Source organism: Thermogemmatispora sp. (assembly GCF_042408735.1).
Lineage (GTDB): Bacteria > Chloroflexota > Ktedonobacteria > Ktedonobacterales > Ktedonobacteraceae > Thermogemmatispora.
Genome location: NZ_JBHOQV010000192.1, coordinates 1 through 19783, shown reverse-complemented (window position 1 = coordinate 19783; position 19783 = coordinate 1). Strand labels below are relative to the sequence as shown.

At 61.6% G+C, this 19783-nt stretch carries 13 protein-coding genes and 1 pseudogene; 11 read left to right on the top strand and 3 right to left on the bottom strand.

Going from position 1 to position 19783, the window contains the following annotated elements:
• Window positions 1-58: 58 nt before the first annotated feature.
• On the bottom strand, window positions 59-1552 hold the full coding sequence (gene gatB, locus ACFMO7_RS20730) for an Asp-tRNA(Asn)/Glu-tRNA(Gln) amidotransferase subunit GatB (RefSeq protein ID WP_376797391.1): 1494 nt from the start codon (window positions 1550-1552) through the stop codon (window positions 59-61).
• 405 nt (window positions 1553-1957) lie between these two features.
• Here gatB and ACFMO7_RS20725 point away from each other — a divergent pair, with 405 nt between their 5' ends.
• Both ACFMO7_RS20725 and ACFMO7_RS20720 read left to right on the top strand, forming a co-directional pair.
• A complete protein-coding gene (locus ACFMO7_RS20725; protein WP_376797390.1) occupies window positions 1958-2542 on the top strand; it encodes an ATP/GTP-binding protein in 585 nt (194 codons plus the stop codon).
• A 364-nt stretch (window positions 2543-2906) separates the two neighbouring features.
• Window positions 2907-3608, top strand: coding sequence for a LuxR C-terminal-related transcriptional regulator (locus tag ACFMO7_RS20720; RefSeq protein ID WP_376797389.1), 702 nt, complete (start codon window positions 2907-2909; stop codon window positions 3606-3608).
• Between the two features lie 62 nt (window positions 3609-3670).
• Here the strand turns inward: ACFMO7_RS20720 and ACFMO7_RS20715 are convergent, their stop codons facing one another.
• Entirely contained in the window at window positions 3671-4186 is a 516-nt protein-coding gene (locus tag ACFMO7_RS20715; RefSeq protein WP_376797388.1) for a hypothetical protein, read from the bottom strand.
• A gap of 581 nt (window positions 4187-4767) precedes the next feature.
• Between ACFMO7_RS20715 and glgP the strand changes: the two genes are divergently transcribed.
• The 9 genes from glgP (at window position 4768) to ACFMO7_RS20670 (ending at window position 18978) form a co-directional block, all read left to right on the top strand.
• Window positions 4768-7329, top strand: a complete 2562-nt coding sequence (gene glgP / locus ACFMO7_RS20710; RefSeq protein ID WP_376797387.1) for an alpha-glucan family phosphorylase — start codon at window positions 4768-4770, stop codon at window positions 7327-7329.
• A 101-nt stretch (window positions 7330-7430) separates the two neighbouring features.
• Entirely contained in the window at window positions 7431-9446 is a 2016-nt protein-coding gene (locus ACFMO7_RS20705; protein ID WP_376797386.1) for an FAD-dependent oxidoreductase, read from the top strand.
• 63 nt (window positions 9447-9509) lie between these two features.
• Window positions 9510-11516, top strand: coding sequence for a mycofactocin system FadH/OYE family oxidoreductase 2 (locus ACFMO7_RS20700; protein ID WP_376797385.1), 2007 nt, complete (start codon window positions 9510-9512; stop codon window positions 11514-11516).
• A gap of 196 nt (window positions 11517-11712) precedes the next feature.
• On the top strand, window positions 11713-13848 hold the full coding sequence (locus ACFMO7_RS20695; protein WP_376797384.1) for a glycoside hydrolase family 15 protein: 2136 nt from the start codon (window positions 11713-11715) through the stop codon (window positions 13846-13848).
• Between the two features lie 89 nt (window positions 13849-13937).
• Entirely contained in the window at window positions 13938-14981 is a 1044-nt protein-coding gene (locus ACFMO7_RS20690) for an electron transfer flavoprotein subunit alpha/FixB family protein (RefSeq protein ID WP_376797383.1), read from the top strand.
• Between the two features lie 163 nt (window positions 14982-15144).
• A complete protein-coding gene (locus tag ACFMO7_RS20685) occupies window positions 15145-16092 on the top strand; it encodes a zinc-binding alcohol dehydrogenase family protein (protein WP_376797382.1) in 948 nt (315 codons plus the stop codon).
• Between the two features lie 267 nt (window positions 16093-16359).
• A complete protein-coding gene (locus ACFMO7_RS20680) occupies window positions 16360-17670 on the top strand; it encodes an FAD-dependent oxidoreductase (protein ID WP_376797381.1) in 1311 nt (436 codons plus the stop codon).
• A 63-nt stretch (window positions 17671-17733) separates the two neighbouring features.
• Window positions 17734-18036, top strand: coding sequence for a ferredoxin family protein (locus ACFMO7_RS20675; protein ID WP_376797380.1), 303 nt, complete (start codon window positions 17734-17736; stop codon window positions 18034-18036).
• A gap of 66 nt (window positions 18037-18102) precedes the next feature.
• Complete coding sequence (locus ACFMO7_RS20670) at window positions 18103-18978, top strand: electron transfer flavoprotein subunit beta/FixA family protein (RefSeq protein WP_376797379.1); 876 nt, start codon at window positions 18103-18105, stop codon at window positions 18976-18978.
• Window positions 18979-19121: 143 nt separating this feature from the next.
• Here ACFMO7_RS20670 and ACFMO7_RS20665 read toward each other — a convergent pair.
• A pseudogene (locus tag ACFMO7_RS20665) lies at window positions 19122-19783 on the bottom strand (hypothetical protein); the annotation flags it as partial.

Here is a 19783-nt window from a genome sequence, read left to right as displayed (position 1 = left end):
TGATCAGCCCGACCAGCATCGGCAGCTAACTTGCCTGCCCGGAGGCAGCCAGGCTTGCTCAGGCTGTGGGCTGCTCATCAAGCCTGGCGCGCAAGAGCTTCTGGACAAGATCGGCTTTGGCCTGGCCGCGAGTGCGCTTCATGATCTGACCGACCAGGTACTGGGCGGCGTTGGTCTTGCCCGAGCGATAGTCGGCCACGATCTTGGGGTTGGCCTCAATCACTTCAACGACGATGCGCTCGAGGGCTTGCGGATCAGTAATCGGCGGCTGGATGCCCTTGCGCTCCACGATGGTCTCGGGCAGCTCGCCGCTGGCAAAGGCCTCATCGAGGACCTCCTTGGCCTGCTTGCCGGTAATGCGCTGGCGATCGAGCAGATCCAGCAGATTGACGAGGGCTGCCGGCTTGAGGGGACAGGCGGCAGGAGCTATACCATGGGCATGGAGGAGGCGAACGACCTCGCTCAGGAGCCAGTTACTGGCCGCGCGCGCCCTGGCCTGGCGATCCGCCACCTGGGAGGAGAGAGCCATCACCTGGTCGAGATAGTCGCCCAGGGCCTTCTCTTCGGTGAGGATATCGGCATCCTGAGCCGAGAGGCCGTAGTCGCGCTGGTAGCGCAGCCGACGGGCATCGGGCAGCTCAGGCAGACGGGCGCGCAACTCCTCAACCCACTCACGACTGATCACCAGCGGTGGCAGGTCCGGTTCAGGGAAGTAGCGATAGTCATGGGCATACTCCTTGGTGCGCTGCGGCACCGTCACGCCCCGACTCTCGTCCCAGCCGCGCGTCTCCTGCCGGATCGTTCCGCCGGCCCGCAAGACCTCGATCTGGCGCCGGGCCTCATACTCGAGGGCTTGCTGCAGGGCCTTGAAGCTATTCATATTCTTGATCTCGGTCTTGACCCCCAGCGCCTGCTGGCCACGGGGACGAACCGAGATGTTGGCATCGCAGCGCAGGCTTCCCTCCTCCATCCGACCCGAGGAGACCCCCAGATAGACCAGGATCTCACGTAGCTTCTGCATATAGAGGCGCGCCTCCTCGGGGCTGCGCATGTCCGGCTCGCTGACGATCTCGATCAGGGGCGTGCCGGCCCGGTTGACATCAACCAGACTATAGCCATCACGATGGAGGAGCTTGGCTGTATCCTCTTCCAGATGAACGCGCGTGATACCGATGCGCCGCACCTGCCCGTTGTACTCAATCAGGAGATAGCCGTTACGGCTGAGGGGCAGATCATACTGGGAAATCTGGTACCCCTTCATCAGATCCGGGTAGGGATAGTTCTTACGGTCAAACTTGGAGTATTCGGGGATACTGCAGTTGAGGGCCAGGGCCGTCATAATGGTATAGGCAACGGCCTCTCGATTGATCACCGGCAGGACACCCGGCATCCCCATACAGACGGGGCAGACATGTGTGTTGGGGGCCGCATTGGCGTAGTCGGTGCTACAGGAGCAGAACATCTTGCTCCGCGTGGTGAGCTGGGCATGAACTTCGAGACCGATAACAACCTCGAATTCGGTAATAACTTCGCTATGAGCAGGTACAGCCATCTTTCCCAACCTTCCTGAAAGCTTCTTCGGCGTCACTGTCACCCGTTAGTCTAGCCCTTTCCCCTGGATTCGTCAACTGGCTAGCCGTGACAGGCCCGATCACAGCTCAGCTTATGCCGGCTCACTTAAGGCCCAGACGGCCTCGCGCCGGGAAAGAGGAACCGGAGTCCTTGCCAGATACAGATGACTCTGGTATACTGAAGGCACAACATCGTGGGACGCCTTGCGTCGAAACGCAAGCTTCCTTCGATAAATCCAGGAAATACCTTTTGTACTGCTTCGCACGAGAGGACTGTTGCTGAGATTCAGCGAGAGACACACGGTGCCCTCCTCTCGCAGAGAAGAGGAGACGATGCGCGACCACGACGAGGCACACGAGCGAGCGGATGAGGAGAATGACCACCTATGTCCCTGATTAATATGGCCAAACGCGAGATCATTTGTAAGCTCGTCTACTACGGTATTGGTCTGTCCGGCAAGACAACCAACCTGCACTATATCTATCAGGCAGTCGATCCCCGCGATGTGGGTGAGATGGTCTCGATCGATACTGAGACGGAACGTACCCTCTACTTTGATCTGCTGCCGTTAGAACTGGGCAAGGTCAATGGCTTCTCGATCCGTTTTCAGCTCTACACCGTGCCCGGTCAGGTGCTCTACCAGCAGACGCGGATCTCCGTCCTGAAAGGCGCCGATTGCGTGATCTTCGTGGCCGACTCTCAGGCCAGCAAGCTGCAGGAGAATATCGAGAGCTGGAATGAGCTGCAGGAGCAGCTCCGCCGCATGAATAAGAACATCAGCGAGTTCCCGCTGGTCATGCAGTGGAACAAGCGCGACTTGCAGGATATCTTACCGGTCTCAGTGCTGGAGCAGTACCTGAACCCCTACCGCGTTCCTAGCTTCGAGGCCGTCGCAGTCACAGGCTACGGCGTGATCGAATGCCTGCGCGTCGCTATCAACGCGACACTCCGTCGCCTCGAACGAATTTAGTTGAGCTTGCCAAGGGCGCGCACGCACGCACGCACGCGCTCGCTCGCCTCGCCCTCCTCCCGTGGCAAGGAGAAGCCGCTTCTCTTCCAGCCAGCAGGATGGCCCGATCCTTTTTCAGCAACTCTTTCTCCCAGTGCCTCTTTCACCACCTATGTAGATTAACTTATTCCTGTCCTACTTGTTGTTCATCGACGGTTCTCTGTGTATAATACCGTGAAACCGGTTGTCTTCTCCTTCCCCGGGAACGGAGGATCAGCCTCCCTTTCCCCGGGGCCTGGAGGCGGCTATTTCGGCAGGCTGGCCCAGACGACGAGCCGGGCCACCCGCTCGACCGATTGATCGACTGTCTCGCTGCGAGGTTCCTATGGAGACTATCCGTGTCATCATCGTTGATGAGCAGCCGCTGTTCCGTGAAGGAATTCACTATACACTCGAGCGCCTTGGTCACTGCACCATTGTCGGCGAGTCAACCAATCCCGCCGAGATCCTGGCCCTGGCTCGCGACCCGGGGGCCGAGGTGATCCTGCTCGACGCTGGTCTCAAGAGCACGGACACTTTAGAGCTGGCCCGTCAACTTCGCCAGTTGGCTCCCCATATGGCCATTGTCATCCTCACCCCTTCCGAGGATGAGGAGCTTCTCTTTCAGGCGATCAAGGTGGGAGCCGCCGCTTACTATACCCGCAATATTTCCGCCGAGGAGCTGATCGAGGCCGTCCGCCGCGTCAATCGCGGTGAATATTTGATCAACGATGAGGTGCTCGCCCGCCCTCAGATCGCCAGCCGTGTCCTCCAGTCTTTGCGCGAACTGCCCGTGGCTTCACACGACGGGGCTGACGAGAGCAATGGCAAGGAGAACTACTCTCCTCTCTCTAGCCGGGAAATCGAGATTCTCGACTACATCGCCCGCGGCAATAGCAATAAGGAGATCGCCAAGTCTCTGAAGATCAGCGATCAGACGGTGAAAAACCACATTACCTCGATTCTCAAAAAGCTGGCGGTCAACGACCGCACCGCCGCTGTCGTTCATGCCCTGCGCCACGGCTGGATCAAGATTCAGGATACCTAGTCCAGGGCCGACCCGCCAGAGAGGAAGGACCGGCCAGGACGCCGGCCCGGCCCGGCCCTACGCTAGGTCCATAGAGTCAGGAGCACCTTTCCGTTCTTGGCGTCGAGAAAGAGGTAAAAGTCGTAACTGGAGCGGGGGAAGGGCGTGGGATCGACCGAGGCCTCGGCAGGCTGCAGCGGTATCTGCTCGTAGATGATCATCCAGGCCGGGACATTTTCAATCTGGGCCTGGTTCGTCTGGCGAGGGATGTAGGTAAGCAGAACATAGCGGGCTACGACTTTCCTGGCTTTGCTGGCCTCCTCCGGCTGCCACTGGCTCGCCAGGAGGAGAGCCTGCTCCTGGCTAAGGCTGGCCGGCTGTGAGGGAGTGCCCAGGATCACGCCGGCGGTGTAGAGGGCCGGCAGTTGGACGGCCGAGGCCTGGCTGGTTTCGGCCAGGTGGGGAACAAGGAGTCTCAGCCCTCCCTGGGGATGTCTGAGCAGGGCAATGAACCAGCCCAGGCCGATAACTAGCAGGAGGGCTCCAACAAAACCGCTGATTTTCCAGGTGCGCGATCGGATGCGCTGCCGTCGCTTCATGCCGAGACCTCTCTCCTTCCTCTGCCTGCGCCTGGCCTGGCCTGACCTGGCCGACCTGCAAGGTGCCTGCGGGCCGCTCAACCAGGTTGCGCTTGCTGGCTGGCAAACCGGCTGGCCGGCTGATGCGCAGGCTCTCCGTCTGTTCACCCGTCCGCCAGCGCCGTCGCTGTCCTGCTCAAGCATACGGTCCGGCCCATCCAGCATTGCCAAGTATAGTCGAAGAGATGTGGCCAAGACAAGCCTCTCGTCCAGAGAGAGAGGAGGCATTTTCCTCCAGCGATATGCCATAATGAGAATGAGCAGAGGAGTAAGCGGGAAGAAAGGCTGAGCCTGTCGACGGCTCCTCCAGCCCTGGAGCGGCTGCTGGACAAGTCTACGCCTGCTTGAGCAGCGCAGGCCCACCCAGCAAGCTGGTACCTCCTCTTGCCGGCTGTGGTACCCTGAAACCAGTCTCGCTGGCTGCGAGAGATCTTCTTTGCCTGTCCGTTTGTCTACCTTTGGCCCCTGATCTCTTGCAGGCTACGCGCGCTAAGACTGCTCGGAAGCCAGTCGAGTAAGCGAAGAAAGGGAGCTTGATTTCCGTGAAAGTATTCGGACGCATGACCGTTTTCCCCATCATGCCCGCCCGGATTAGTCGCCTCTACGAGCTTGCTTACAATCTGTGGTGGAGCTGGCACCCCGAAGCCTGCTCCCTCTATAGCAGGCTAGACCCCGACCTGTGGGAGGCGGTTGGTCATAATCCTGTCCACTTTCTGAGCGAGGTGCGACCACAGTATCTGGAGAAGGCCGCTCATAATCCGCAGTATCTGCAGTCTTATGACCGTGTGCTGGAGGAATTCGACCGCTATATGCACCCCGAGCCGGGCAGTACCTGGTTCGCCCGCACCTATCCCGAGCTGGCCCGGTGCGTGATCGCCTATTTCTCAGCTGAGTTCGGGCTGCATGAGGCCCTGCCGATCTATTCCGGCGGCCTGGGCATCCTGGCTGGAGACCACTGCAAGGAGGCCAGCGATCTGGGCCTGCCACTGGTGGGAGTCGGCTTCCTTTATCCCCAGGGCTACTTCCGTCAGAGTATCACCCGTGAGGGCGTTCAGGAGGCCTTCTACGATAAGCTGATCTTCTCCCAGGTGCCAGCCACCCCCGCCTGTGGCCCCGACGGCAATGAGGTTCTGATTAGCGTGGATCTGCCAGGGCGACGTATCCACGCCAAGGTCTGGCGGGTCCAGGTGGGGCGCATTCCTCTCTATTTGCTGGATACCGATGTTGAGCCGAACGCTCCCGCCGATCGTGAGCTGGCCGCCCGCCTCTATGGCGGCGATCGCGAGATGCGCATTTCACAGGAGATCGTGCTGGGCATCGGCGGAGTGCGCGCTCTGCGGGCTTTGGGCATCTCTCCCGCTGTCTGGCATATCAATGAGGGCCACGCCGCTTTTCTCAATTTGGAGCGCTGCCGCGAGCTGGTAGCCTGCGGACTGACCTTCCGCGAGGCCCGCGAGGTTGTGGCCGCCAGTTCCCTCTTTACGACCCACACTCCGGTGCCTGCAGGCAACGATACTTTTAGCTATGATTTGATCGATAAGTATTTCAATACCTACTGGGGCCAGCTCGGCCTGTCGCGCGAGCAGTTTCTGGAAGTGGCCCGCGAAGATCACGGCTGGGGACCAACCTATGGGATGACGGTACTGGCCCTGCGCTTGACCGGGCAGCACAATGGGGTGAGCAAGCTGCACGGAGCGGTCTCGCGCCGGATGTGGCAGTTCCTCTGGCCAGGGGTTGATCCCGATGAGGTGCCTATCGATTCGATCACGAACGGTATCCATACCCTCTCGTGGGTGGCACCGGAGATGGATGCCCTCTTCCAGCGCTATCTGGGTCCGGACTGGGCGGAGCACGTCGATGAGCCGGATCTCTGGAATCGTGTGCTGGAGATCCCCGACGAGGAGCTGTGGCAGGTGCATCTGCAGCGCAAGCGCTTGTTGATCGATTACGTGCGCCGCCGCCTGCAACAGCAGCACTTGCGCCTGGGCGAAGGGCCGCTCCAGATGGCTGAGTTCGAGCGGATGCTTGATCCCGATGCTCTGCTGATTGGCTTCGCCCGCCGCTTCGCTACCTATAAGCGGGCCACACTTATCTTTCGCAATCTGGAGCGCCTGAGGCGCATCATGAATAATCCTGAGCGCCCCGTACAGATTATCTTTGCCGGCAAGGCCCATCCCGCCGATGAGCCAGGCAAGGCGCTGATCGAGCAGGTCTATCGGATCTCGCGCAGCGACGAGTTCCGCGGCAAAGTGATCTTCCTGGAAAACTACGATATCGATATGGCGCGCTACCTGGTAGCAGGGACCGATCTCTGGCTGAATAATCCGGTCCGTCCCCACGAGGCCAGCGGCACCAGCGGTCAGAAGGCAGCCCTGAATGGACAGCCCAACTGCAGCGTCCTCGACGGCTGGTGGGCAGAAGCCTACAACGGGCGCAACGGCTGGGCTATCGGTGAGGAGCGCGAATATCATAACCCCGATATTCAGGATGAGGCCGACAGTCTTTCGCTTTACGCCTTGCTCGAAGGGGAAATTATCCCTACCTACTATGAGCGCGATCTGGCCAATAGCGGCCTTCCTCACCGTTGGATTAGCTATATGAAAGAAGCCATCCGTTCTTGCGCTCCCCACTTTAGTACTCGCCGGATGGTAAAGGAATACACGACGCGCTTTTATGTGCCCCAGATTCAGCAGGGCCAGCGCGTCGAGCAGAATGCTTATGAGCTGGCCCGCGCGCTGGCTCAATGGAAAGAACGCATTCAGCAGCGCTGGGATAGCCTGGCCCTCTACGTCGAGGGACGGCGCGAGGGTCAGCTCAGCCTGGGAGAAAGCATCGAGGTGCGCGCCTGGGTGCGCGCGCAGGATATTACGCCGGATGACCTGCTGGTCGAGCTGGTCTATGGCGAGAGCGGCGACGGGGAGCAGGTGAGCAACCAGCGAGCTATTGCTATGCAGTACCGCCAGCGCGAAGAGGATGGCTCGTACCGCTATGAAGCTCGCTTCCAGCCAGAGGAGAGCGGCAGCCTGGTCTATGGGGTCCGTGTGTTGCCCAATCATCCTCTGCTGGCGGGTAAACACGATATGGGTCTGGTGCGCTGGGCCTGAGCGTGCGACCTGCGACTTCCATCGGCCGCTCTGCGGGTCGATGAAAACGGGCGGCGCTGGCACTGCCGCCGGAGGAGAATCCGCCCTACGCCATGATGAGCATGGAGAAGAAATTGTTTCAACCCCTCAGCCTTGGGCCGCGTGAGGCGCGCAATCGCTTGATTTTTGGGAGCCACACGACCAACCTGGCCCGCCACCATCTGCTGAGCGAGCAGCACGGCGACTATTATGCAAGTCGAGCCGAGGGAGGCGTTGGCAGCATCGTGCTGGAAGAGCATAGCGTCCATCCCTCCGATTTTTCCTACGAGGCTGCGCTGTTCGGCTATTTGCCCGCAACGCCGGCGGCTCTGGCCAGGGTCAGCGCTCGGATACGGGCCGCCGGAGCACTGACCCTGGTCCAGTTGAACCACAACGGCCAACAAGGAGCCAGCGACCATCATCAGCGCGAGCTGTGGGCTCCCTCTCCTGTGCCCGATGTGGCAACGCGCGAGGTTCCCAAGGCGATGGAGCTGGAAGATATTCGCGCCGTGATCGCTGGCTTCGCCCTGGTTGCTCAGCACGCCGTGCGCGGTGAATGCGATGGGGTGGAGCTGCAGGTCGCCGATCGATCGCTGTTACGCCAGTTTCTGTCTCCGCTGACCAACCAGCGCAACGATGCTTATGGAGGATCGCTAGAGAACCGCCTGCGCTTTCTCCAGGAAACTATCGAGGCAGTGGCCTCTGTACTCAGGGGGAGCTATATTTTAGGGGTGCGTCTCTGCGTGGATGAGCTGGCACCCTGGGCCGGGCTTACCCCGGAGCAGGGAGTAGAGATCGCCCGCCGCTTGGCTGAGACGGGCCGCGTGCACTATCTGACGGTGACGATGGGCAGTATTCTCAGCACCCACCTCTTTCCCTTCCATGCCTCGATGCACGTTGCTCCCGGCTACGCAGTCGAGCTGGCGGCTGCCGTTAAGGAGGCGGTGTCGATTCCTGTCTTCGCCGCCGGGCGCATTATGGATGCCGAGCAGGCGGAGGCCATTGTGGCATCAGGTCGGGCTGATGGGGTAGAGATGATCCGGCCATTGATTGCCGATCCCAACCTCCCGCGTCTGGCTGAGGCAGGCCAGTCAGAGCGTGTGCGTCCATGTCTGGCTTGCAATCAGGGCTGCCAGGTACGCGGGCTGCTCAATGCAGCGCTCAGCTGCAATGTCAATCCCGATGTGCTGCACCCCTGGCCCGCCGCCCCATCCTCCCTTGCCGGATCAACTACAACTACCACCAGTTTCCCAAGCCGATCTTCCGCAGATCGACCGTCCGCTCTGAGCGAAGCCTTTGTGGTCGTGGGAGCCGGTCCGGCAGGACTGGAAGCAGCGCGTACTGCCGCTCTGCGTGGTCGACGGGTGATACTTTTCGAGCGCGAGTCAGAACCAGGGGGCGCGGTCGCCCTGGCTGCCCGGGCCCCCGGTCGGGCTGACTTGCGGCGTATCATCGATTACCTGGTAGGGGAATGCCAACGCCTCGGCGTCGAGCTGCAGACTGGAAGAGCCGTGAGCGCCACCTGGCTTCTGGAACAGCATCCGGGGGCAGTGCTGGTAGCGACGGGAGCCAGGGCGGGCCAGGGCTTGCTCCCGATCCCCGGCCACGATCTCCCCCATGTGCTGGATGTGCGCCGCATCTTGCGCGGTGAACGAGCAAATGGGGCCGGCCGACGCGCCGTTGTGGTCGATGAGACGGCCTCACATGGCCTGCTCTCAACGGTGGAGCTGCTGGTCAACGAGGGATGGCAGGTTGAGATTGTGACCGAAGACTGGTACGTTGGGCGCGATCTGGTGGCGACCCACGATCTGCCGGCCTGGCTCGGGCGGGTGCTCCCCCATGGGCTGGTCATGACGCCTCACACCAGCGTCGTGCGCATCGAGCCTGGGCAGGTGATCGTGCGCGACCGCTTTGCTCTGGCTGAGCGCGCCCTGCCCGCCGATATGGTGGTCCTGGGCGTCTACGAGCAACCCGACCAGGATCTCTACCTGGCCTTGAAAGGGCGCCTCGCTCGCTTGCGCCGGGCCGGCGACTGCGTCGCGCCCCGGCGCATTGAGCAGGCGATCGCCGAGGGACGCCAGGCCGGCTTGTGGGCCTGAGCGCCTTCTCAGTGTGTGTGAGGCATGTCAGTATGCGCTTGAGCAGCGCAGGAGGGTTCGCCAATGGCAGGTCAGTTTCAGTATTTATTCACACCACTGCGCATTGGCACAGTCGTGGTGCCCAATCGGATCGTCTTCGCCGCCCATCTGACGAACCTGGCCGAGGAGAATCAGCCCGGCCCACGCCTGACAGCCTATTACGTCGAGCGGGCGCGCGGCGGCTGCGGCCTGATCATTACAGAGGAGCAGTCGGTTCATCCCAGCGATTGGGCCTATCAGAAGCTCATCCACGGGTTCGATCCCCGGGTGGTTCCCGCCTATCGCCGGTTGACCCAGGCCGTCCACGCCTACGGGACACGCATCTTTGCCCAACTGAACCATAACGGCATGCAGGCGAGCAGCATATACTCGCGTCGCCCAGTGCTCGGCCCTTCGCCCCTGGTCGATCCAATCCACCGCGAGATGTGTAAGGAGATCGAGGCGGAGGAGATCGCCGAGATTGTACGGGGCTACGCCCTGGTGGCTCGCCACGTGCGCGAAGGAGGCTTCGATGGGGCCGAGTTGCAAGCCTCGCATAGCTCGCTGATCCGCCAATTCCTCTCACCCTACTACAATCGACGTCAAGACGCTTACGGCGGCTCACTGGAGAATCGCCTACGCTTCGTGCTGGAGGTCATCGAGGCTGTCCGTGCGGAGGTCGGTCGCGATTTTCCTCTGGGAATTCGCCTCTGCGGCGACGAGCTGATTCCCGGCGGCCTGACCTTCGCCGATGTGCGCGAGATCGCTCTGCGTCTGGAGGCTACCGGCCAGCTTGACTTCATTAATACCAGTATCGGTGAGTTTCATAATCTCTATATGGTTGAGGGGTCGATGCACACGCCGCCGGGCTACCAGCTTTTTGTCTCGGCGGGCCTGCGCGAAGTTGTGCAGTTGCCTGTCTTCTGTACCGGGCGGATCAAGGACCCCGTCCAGGCGGAGCGCATTCTGCGAGAAGGGCTGGCCGACATGGTCGACGTGGTGCGGGGACAGATCTGTGATCCAGCCTTTGCCCGTAAAGCGCGTGAGGGACATAGCGAGAGCATTCGCCTTTGCATCTCGTGCAATCAGTATTGCATCGGGCGCATGGGCCTGAACCTCAGCCTGGGCTGTATCCAAACGCCCGCGACGGGGAACGAACTGCGCTTTCCTCCCCTGGCAGCGCGTCCCCCGATGCGGAGCGTCGCCCGTCGCCCGCGGGTGCTCGTTGTAGGCGGCGGGCCAGCGGGAATGCAGGCGGCCAAGGTGATTGCGCAAAGGGGAGGACTGGTACGCCTCTATGAGCGCCAGCCAGAGACCGGAGGGCAGATCAATTTGATTGTGCGGGTGCCGAGCCGGGTGGAGTTTGGCGATGCCGCGCGCAATCTCCAGCGCGAGCTGGCCGAGGCAGGCGTGGAAGTGATCACTGGTACCGAGGTCGACGCCGACTTTGTGCTCGGAGAAGGGGCGGACGCCGTGATTGTAGCCACCGGTTCCCGTCCCGGGCCGGTATCAGTTCCTGGCGGCGATCTGCCCCACGTGGCTAACCCCTGGCAGGTTCTCCTGGGCGAGAAGACGGCGGCCGCCGGTCAGCGCGTGCTGGTCTACGATCAGGTTGGCTTCCACCAGGCGACCAGCGTGGCGGAGCTGTTAGCTGAGCGCGGCTGTCAGGTTGAGGTCGTGACGCCCCAGTTCTATGTCGGGGGCGACCTCAGTGTGACTCTGGATATCGAGCTGTGGTATCGGCGCATGCTCGCCCACGACGCGATCTTCACTCCCCATCACTATCTGGCCTCTCTCGCTCCGGGCGCGGCCACAATTGTCAATAACTATACTGGTCAGGCCCGCACCATCGAGGACCTGGCCCTGGTGGTGGTGGTCGCCCCCCAGGTAGCCGATGATAGTCTCTATCAGCGCTTGAAAGGCCAGGTTGCCCATCTCTACCGCGTGGGCGACTGCCTGGCGCCGAGGCGCGTGGAGCATGCTATTCTTGATGGTGAGCGCGTGGGGCGGGCTTTGGCTCTCGAGGGCCTGAGTGCGGTCGATGCGGCTTGAGCATGCAGGCTCCCGCTCCGATATCTGGCCCCGGTCAGGAGGCTTGCCGATTTCATCTTGAATGCTACAATACAGGAAACCCGCCGAGTTGAGCCCCGGCGGCAGGGAAGCAGATCCGGCTAGTTCTGACCTGTCGACAGGGGATAACTGTCAGCCGGCGGCTCGCCTGTCGCCAAATGTTGTTTGTGGAGTAGGTATGTCTGTTGAGTGTTCTTCCTTTTCGTCCGGAGCGCCGGGGGAACAGGCTCAAACTGCCGGCGGCCCCTCGTACGATCTCGCCGCTCAGCTGAGCGCCAGCGTCAACGCGAACTATCTGGTGGAACCGCCCACCCAGCGGGCCAGGGTCCCTCCTCTTCCCCCTGAACGGGCCTTAGACCTGGCCTGGCTCTATAGCGCGCTGCTTGGCAACGGCAGGCTGCTCGTTTGTTTGGATGAGACCGCTACTCCCGTCCAGTGCTTCTATCCCCATGTTGACGGCGGCCCTCATATCCGTTCGCTGCTGCAGGGGGTCCAGATTGAGCGCGAGGATGGTACGAGGCAGGTGAGCTGGCTCTCCGAAGAAGGCTGGTCGCACGAGCTGAGCTATTTAGCGGCCAGCGCCGTGGTGAGCGCACGCTCGGAACAGCCCCATCTCGGCCTGGTAGTCGAGCGTCGTCTCGCGGTCCATCCCGAGCACGATCTTCTGATGATTGAGCTGCGCCTGACCAATCGCAGTCAGGCTAGTCTGCGCTGCAGCCTAGTGACCTACGCAGCCATCGACATTGAGCTGCGTCCGGCGGGCAATTGTGCCTGGTATGATCCGGAGACGGAGCAGCTGACCTTCTTCCACGCCGATCGCTACCTGGCCCTGGCCAGCGATTGGCCGGTGGACACCTTCGCCTGTCAGCAAAGCCGTCCTGGTCTGATCGATGTGGCCTTCCAGATGGCGGCCGAAGATCGCTACAGCCGCCAGGAGTTTGCCGTGGGTCAGGTCTCAGCAGCCCTGCGCCATATGGTCGGCGAGCTGGCCCCGGGAGGCAGTCGCAGCGGCTCCCTCTTGCTCGCCTGCGGTCGCCGGCTGGAGACCGTACGCGCGCTCTTGACTGAGCAGCGACACAATACGGCTCAGTTGCTTGTGGAGACGCTCGCTTACTGGCGCCAGCGCTGCGCGAGATTCGCTCTTGAGGGGACGGCAGAGGAGGTCAGTCGGCTGTATGAGCGCTCGCTGATTGTGCTTCATCTACTGAGCGATCGGGAGACGGGGGCCATTATTGCGGCCCCCGAGATAGATCCAGCCTTCCGGTCAAGTGGGGGCTATGGGATGTGCTGGCTGCGCGATGGGGCCTATAACGCTCATGCTCTCGATGTGGCCGGCGAGCATGAGCGCGCTCGCGCCTTCTTCGACTGGGCCTTGGGCACACAGGAAGCTGCTGGCTGTTGGTACCAGCGCTATGACACGCAGGGGAACCTGGCGCCGACCTGGGGCCTGATCCAGTTTGACGAGATCGGGATCTTCCTGTGGGCGCTTGGCCAGCATGTGGACCTGACAGGAGACCTCCAGTACGCTCGCGCAGCCTGGCCCGCCTTAAGGCGAGCTGGAAGCTACATGGAGCGCGAGCTTGATCCCGAGACGGGTCTGGCCCCGATCACCAAGGATCTGTGGGAAGAGTTCGATGGCATCAGCACCTATGCCTGTGCTACGACCTGGGCCGGGTTCGCCGCTTTGGCCCATCTTGCCAGGCTACTGGGCGAGGAGGCCGAGGCCCAGCATTGGCAGGAGCGCGCGGCCCGCTTAAAAGCGGCTATCGAGCAGCACCTCTGGAGTGCATCAGCAGGGCACTTCCTGCGCGGAGGGCGCCTCAAGGTGGCTCCCCTAGAAGGGGAGACGGCGGCGTCGCTGAGCGGCGATGAGGTGATAATTGAGATCAGAGGACGACGCTGGCGGGCGCGTCGCTACGACCCAACACTTGACATCTCACTGCTGGGCCTGGTGGTGCCCTGTGGCGTCCTGGCTCCCAGCGATCCACGCATGCAGGCCACGGCCAAAGCGATCGCCGAGCGGCTGCGCAGTCCCGTGGGTGGGATAGTGCGCTACCAGGGAGACACCTATCGCGGGGGAAATCCCTGGGTGCTCTGTACTCTCTGGCTGGCCTGGTACAAGGCTCTGGCGGGGGACCTTGCCGACGCAGAGCAGCTCTATCGTTGGGCGATCGAGCATCGCACTGCTCTCGATCTGCTTCCTGAGCAAGTCAGTCGCCAAGACGGTCGACCTTGCTGGATTGTCCCGCTTGGCTGGTCGCACGCTATGTTCGTGCTTGTTACCCAGGTGCTCAGGGCGAAGGGCCGTCTCTAGCGCCCGCCCCCGTGGCCAGCAAGCAACCTTTGAGGAAATGCGGAGTAAGTCTAGTCAAGAAGGCTGCCGACAAAGCAAAGGCGGTGCCCATGCGAGGTGAGAGCGTGGCCGAACTCTGGGTTGTGCTCCAGGAATATGAGGGCCTCCCCCCCGAGTATAATCAGGAGGTGCTTGCCGAGGCGCAAGAGGTTGTAGAACACTACCCGGCAGGCAGATTGCAGCTCTGCGCCGTCCAACTGCGCGCCCCTCTTCCTGATCTGACAGAGAAGAGCCTGGAGGAAAATTTCAGGACAATCAGGCCAGAACGCCTCTACGTGCTGGAACATCGTGGCCTGGCCCAGTACACCACAGAGGGCTACGTGGCCGCTCTGAGCTGGTTGATCCGAGAGCGGGAACCAGCCCTGATCGTGACCAGCGCAACCGCTAACGGCCAGGACTGGGTCCCGCGCCTGGCGGCGCAGCTCGGGCTGCCTCTGGTGGCACGCTGTCTGAGCTTTCGGCTGGAGCAAGAGGCGCTGCTGAGCCTGCGAGCACTTTACGGCGGGCGGGCTTATGTCCAGACGCGCATGCGGCTGCCCAGGCTGCCGGCCCTGGTGACCTTTGTCCCAGGTACTCGGGGAATACCGCCTGCCACCCATCCACCACGGGGGCGCCCGCCGGAGGTGATCACCTATCGGCCACCCCTGGGCACGGAGACCTTCAGCCAGCGGCTGCGATCTCTTGCGGTCGAAGCGCCCGCCGCAGAGGAGGTGGAGCTCGAGGCCGCCGAGAAAATCGTCGCCGGCGGTCGCGGCCTCGGTCGCGAGGGCTTTGCTGAGCTTGCCACCTTCGCCCGCCTGCTGGGAGCCGCCGTGGGAGCCAGCCGCGTGGCTACCGACCGTGGTTGGGTTGAGCCCGAGCGCCAGATCGGAGCTACCGGCAAAAGCGTCAGTCCAAGACTATATATCGCCTGCGGCATTTCAGGCGCTGCCCAACACACCAGCGGTATTCGGGAGGCTCAGACGATTGTGGCCATCAACCCCGATCGCAATGCCCCGATCTTTGCCCTGGCAGATCTCGGGCTCCTGGGCGACGCCAGAGAGGTCCTTCGCCGAGCTGCTGAGCTGCTGCAGGAAGAAACGGTAGGCACCTGAGCGGCAAAGGCGGCAGCTCACTCCCTCTTCGGCAGGCCAAATGGCCGCGCGCTGAGGTGCTCCACCGCCTTTGCTGGCGGTCAGATATAATGTATACAATACATCAAGCCAGGAGCAACACATCCTGACGATTCACGAGAAGCGAGGAGCAAGAGAGATTGCCATGAAAGCTGTGCAATTTGCTCGTTACGGCGGACCGGAAGTATTGGAACTGCGCGAGGTCCCAGACCCCGTGCCGGCAGCCGACGAGGTGCTCGTTGAGGTCAAAGCAACGACAGTCAATCGACTGGATATTTTCCAGCGGGCTGGCAGCAGGCCGGTGGCGAATTTGCCATATACGCCAGGTCTGGAGGCGGCGGGAGTGGTCGTTGAGGATAGCAACGGTTTCAAGGCGGGCGAGCGCGTGCTCACCACGCGGGCCCCTGAGGCACGTGGTGGCGGTGGCTACGCCAGTCGGATCGCCGTACCGGCCTCTCACCTGGTACGCATTCCGGCTGAGGTCTCTTTCGAGCAAGCGGCAGCAGCTGGCCTGGCAGCCTCGACGGCCTGGGCGGCCCTCTTCGATCTGGGGAACCTCAAGGCGGGCGAGCGCGTACTTGTGTGGGCGGGCGCAAGTGGCGTTGGAACCTGGGCCATTCAGTTTGCCAGGCACATTGGTGCCTGGGTAACCACGACAGCCAGCAACCTGGAGAAATCCGAGACGCTGCGCCGTCTCGGAGCCGACATGATCGTCAACTATCGGGAGGAGAAGGTTGGCCAGGTCGTGCGCAATGCTCACGGTGTCAATCTGGTCATCGAGCTGGTCGGTAGTACCCTGCAGGACAGCATCGACGCCTGCGTTAACGACGGGCGCGTGGTCCTGATTGGCAACCTGGGCGGCCAGCAGTCCACCGTTGATACGCAGTCCTGGCGCCTCAAGCGGGTGAAGGTCATCGGCGGGGGCACTCTGCGCACCTCGCCAGCCAATGAGCAGCGCATTCTGCAGCTCATCGCCGAGAAGGCTGTTGCCCCGATTATCGCACGCGTCATGCCGATCAGCGAGGTGGCCGAGGCCCATCGACTGCTAGCGGCTGGCGAGGTCACCGGCAAGATCGTCCTCCTGCACAGTTGAGCCATTGCCAGAGTAACAGAAACAGAAGAAGAAGAAGGGAGAGAAGCCGGTCTGGAGCGCAGCGCGAAGTTTCCGGGCAGCCGCGTCTGGTCAACCGGAGCCGGGCCGGCTCCTCTCCCCATCCCTCGATATCGTCAACCAAGCAACCAGCAAGGAGGCGATGCATAGCGCGAGGAGACAAAGGAGCATCCTTCGGTGCAAGGCTAGCACGTACCGACTGGTAGCTCGGCGAAGCTACAGCTCGATGCAGAAAGCTGAGACGGAGCAATGCATGCGCAGCGACATTTTGACGTAATTGTTGTAGGTGCCGGGCCGGCAGGCAGCAGCGCGGCTTTGGTGCTTGCCCGCGCCGGTTTGCGTGTCGCTCTGATCGAGCGCGGCGAGTATCCCGGCTCTAAAAATGTCTCTGGAGCAGTTTTCTATGCGCCTGGCCTGCTGGCTCAACTGCTCCCTACTTTCTGGGATGAGGCCCCTTTCGAGCGCTATATCACGCGCCGAGTGCTGACTTTTCTGGGGAAGGAATCGGCCTTCTCGCTTGACTTTCGCACTCGTCACTTTGCTACCCCTCCTTATAATGGAGTGACTGTTCTGCGGCCCAAGTTCGACCGCTGGCTGGCCAGCAAGGCCGTCGAGGCTGGGGCCTTGCTCATCACTTCGACGGTGGTCGATGACCTGCTGTACGAGGGAGAGCGGGTCATCGGTGTGCAATGTCGGCGTGAGGACGGCGCCCTCTACGCTCCTGTGGTGATCGCTGCCGATGGAGCTAATTCCTTTCTGGCTAAGAAAGCTGGCCTGCAGCGAGAGTTCTCTGCCGAAGAGATGAGCCTGGGCGTCAAGGAGGTGCTCCGCCTCGGAGAGCGCACCATCGAGGAGCGCTTCCACCTGACAGGCGATGAGGGCCTGGCCAATGAGTATGTCGGAGAGGCCACGGGCAGCGTCAAAGGGGGAGCTTTTTTGTATACCAACCGTGAGACGCTCTCTCTGGGCATCATCGTTCAAATCGCCTCTCTGGCAGAGCAAAAAGTCAGGCCCTATGAGCTGCTCGACCGCTTTAAGCAGCACCCGGCGGTGGCCCCGCTGGTGCGCGCTGGCCAGACGCTGGAGTACTCTGCCCATATGATTCCTGAGGGAGGCTGGCAGCTTGTTCCTCGGCTGGTGCGCGCTGGCCTGCTGGTGGCCGGCGATGCCGCCGCTCTGGTCTTTGCCGCCGGCATCTTTCTGGAAGGTATGAACTTCGCCGTGGCCTCCGGTCTGGCCGCCGCAGAGACAGCTCTGGAGGCACATCAGAAGCACGATTTCTCTGCCGCGAGCCTCGCCGGCTACCGGAAGCGTCTGGAGCGATCCTTTGTCTTGCAAGACCTGCAGCGCTTTCGTCTGACTCCCGCCTTTGTGAATAATGAGCGCCTGCAGAATCTCTACCCCGAACTGCTTTGCCAGGCCGCCGAAAATGTCTTCCGTTCGGAAGGCAAGCCGCGCCAGAAGCTAGGACCCACGATTCTGGCAACGCTGCGCAGCAAGGTCTCGCTTTGGACTCTTCTCCGCGATGGCTGGCAGGCTGGACGGGCCCTTTTCTTCTGATCTGTTATGAAATGCTCGCTTGGCTGTTACTGCGCTTGAGAGGCGCATGGAGTACGGGCTATTATGCAACAGATAGCATCTGAGCCGATGGTGACTCAGCCCATCGAGGAACGGCTGGAGCTAGTGCGCTTCAGGGTCGATAAGCAGCCGCATATTCGCGTCAATAGCCAGGCTTGCCGTGGCTGCGACCTGACTCCCTGTGTCTATGTTTGCCCGGCGGGACTGTTTGAGATTCTAGGGGGCGAAATGCATTTTTCCTACGAGCACTGCCTGGAGTGCGGTATGTGCTACGTGGCCTGCGAGCGCAAGGCCATCGAGTGGGACTATCCGCGCGGGGGCTGGGGCGTTAGCTTTCGGGCTTCGTAAGTCAGCTTCCTGTCTGCCGGTCCAGACCTGGCTTGCACGCGGGAAAATCTACTCAAAGGAGAGGCCATGCGCATCGCTGTCTGTCTGAAACAGGCTCCCGACAGTAGTTCAGTCTATGTCGATCCCATCAGTGGAGAGGTCGATAGGGAGCGCTTTGTCCAGAGCTTGAATGCGGCTGACGCCTGCGCCCTGGAGGCAGCCCTCCGCTTGAAGGAAAAGGTGGGTGGCTCAATTTTAGCGCTGACGGTGGGGCCAGAGGAGAGCGAGGAGGTGCTACGCGTCGCTTTGGCAATGGGAGCCGATTCTGTTGAGCGACTCTGGCACGCAAGCGCCGCCGATTGGGGTCCGCTGACCATCGCTGCCGCTTTGGCCGCTCGCCTGCGCGCTGACTCTGCTTTGCCGGAGTTGATCTTCTGCGGCGAGGCCAGCAGCGACTGGGCCTCCGGTACGGTGGGGCCAGCGCTGGCAGCCTATCTGGGGCTGCCCCAAATCACTGGAGTGATAGGGCTGGAACCGCTTGAGGAGGATGGCAGCTTGCTTTTGCGCCTGAGCCGCCGCCTCGAACGGGGCTACCGCGAGCGGCTGCTCGCTAAACCACCGCTTCTGCTTACGGTACATGAAACGCTTAATGAGCCACGCTATCCCTCTTTGCCAGCTCATCTGGCAGCTCTGCAGGCCACGATTGCTGTCTCCAACCCCCTGGAGCTGCTACAGTTTGCCTGCGCTTCCGAGGCCGAGGAGACAACTATTGTTGAGGTACGTACGCCGCGTCCGCGTCCGCACCGCATTCCTATCCCCGATAGCCAGCTGAGTCCCTTTGAACGCATTGGCGCCATTATCACGGGGGGAACCGCCCGCCGGCAGACCCGCCTGGTCGAGGGGTCAGCCGAGGAACTGGCCCGCGAATTAGTGCGCTTTCTGAGAGAGCGCGGCTTCGCCTGAAATGCCGCCTGGCAGTTCCCTTAGCCAGGGAAGAGCAGGGAGCCAGCTTTCCAGGTCTTTCTCCCTACCTGGCGGAGCATCTGCTCCGCCAGGTAGGATGTGCTCAGCAGGTATTCAGGTTGGCTGCCTGATCAGGTCCGAGCCTAGGGCGTTACACCCAAACCCTTACGGATAAGGAGGGCCATAGGATAATAGCCTGCGTTTTTCCCTATCGGCTGCCGTTGCCACCACCAGGCCCAGATCCGTTCTGCCGCCAGCACCGGATTGAAGTGCGCTCCCGGCGGCGGATTGTCTCCATAACTCAGCCACAGCAACGGTCCCACCCCGACATAGGGAGCCGGCGGTCCGCATTGTTGCTTTGCACTCGGGATACAGGGAGGCGGCATGTAGCCTTGATCCCACCACGAGCGCATCTGGTATTGATGATACAGGTAGTCGCCATTAGGCCCAGCGTACTGCTGCTGGAAACCATTAGCTATGCTATCGCCGCCAGCAATGATCACAGGGATATTCCTGGCTGTCGCCGGGCAGCCATTAGGATACTCCAGACAGACATTCGGGTAGTCGCGCAGATACCAGATCAGTGGCCAGGTAGCATCATCGGTAAGACCAATGGCGAGCTGGTGACGCCCTCCATAGAGCCGCCGATCCAGCTCGTCTATCTTGGCCATCACCTCGTTGACATCCGTCGTCGTCTGCACATAGATCAGCATCTCATGCGGCGCATCCGCCGCGTGCACATACGTCACCTCGTACATATTGTGCACCGTCGGCACCAGCAACACTATCCCCAACAGCACCGTCA

Excerpts from the sequence above, each read along its gene's own strand:
- gatB (WP_376797391.1), bottom strand. The coding sequence starts at position 1,552 with ATGGCTGTACCTGCTCATAGCGAAGTTATTACCGAATTCGAGGTTGTT.
- ACFMO7_RS20725 (WP_376797390.1), top strand. The coding sequence starts at position 1,958 with ATGTCCCTGATTAATATGGCCAAACGCGAGATCATTTGTAAGCTCGTC.
- ACFMO7_RS20720 (WP_376797389.1), top strand. The coding sequence starts at position 2,907 with ATGGAGACTATCCGTGTCATCATCGTTGATGAGCAGCCGCTGTTCCGT.
- ACFMO7_RS20715 (WP_376797388.1), bottom strand. The coding sequence starts at position 4,186 with ATGAAGCGACGGCAGCGCATCCGATCGCGCACCTGGAAAATCAGCGGT.
- ACFMO7_RS20705 (WP_376797386.1), top strand. The coding sequence starts at position 7,431 with ATGGAGAAGAAATTGTTTCAACCCCTCAGCCTTGGGCCGCGTGAGGCG.
- ACFMO7_RS20700 (WP_376797385.1), top strand. The coding sequence starts at position 9,510 with ATGGCAGGTCAGTTTCAGTATTTATTCACACCACTGCGCATTGGCACA.
- ACFMO7_RS20695 (WP_376797384.1), top strand. The coding sequence starts at position 11,713 with ATGTCTGTTGAGTGTTCTTCCTTTTCGTCCGGAGCGCCGGGGGAACAG.
- ACFMO7_RS20690 (WP_376797383.1), top strand. The coding sequence starts at position 13,938 with ATGCGAGGTGAGAGCGTGGCCGAACTCTGGGTTGTGCTCCAGGAATAT.
- ACFMO7_RS20685 (WP_376797382.1), top strand. The coding sequence starts at position 15,145 with ATGAAAGCTGTGCAATTTGCTCGTTACGGCGGACCGGAAGTATTGGAA.
- ACFMO7_RS20680 (WP_376797381.1), top strand. The coding sequence starts at position 16,360 with ATGCATGCGCAGCGACATTTTGACGTAATTGTTGTAGGTGCCGGGCCG.
- ACFMO7_RS20675 (WP_376797380.1), top strand. The coding sequence starts at position 17,734 with ATGCAACAGATAGCATCTGAGCCGATGGTGACTCAGCCCATCGAGGAA.
- ACFMO7_RS20670 (WP_376797379.1), top strand. The coding sequence starts at position 18,103 with ATGCGCATCGCTGTCTGTCTGAAACAGGCTCCCGACAGTAGTTCAGTC.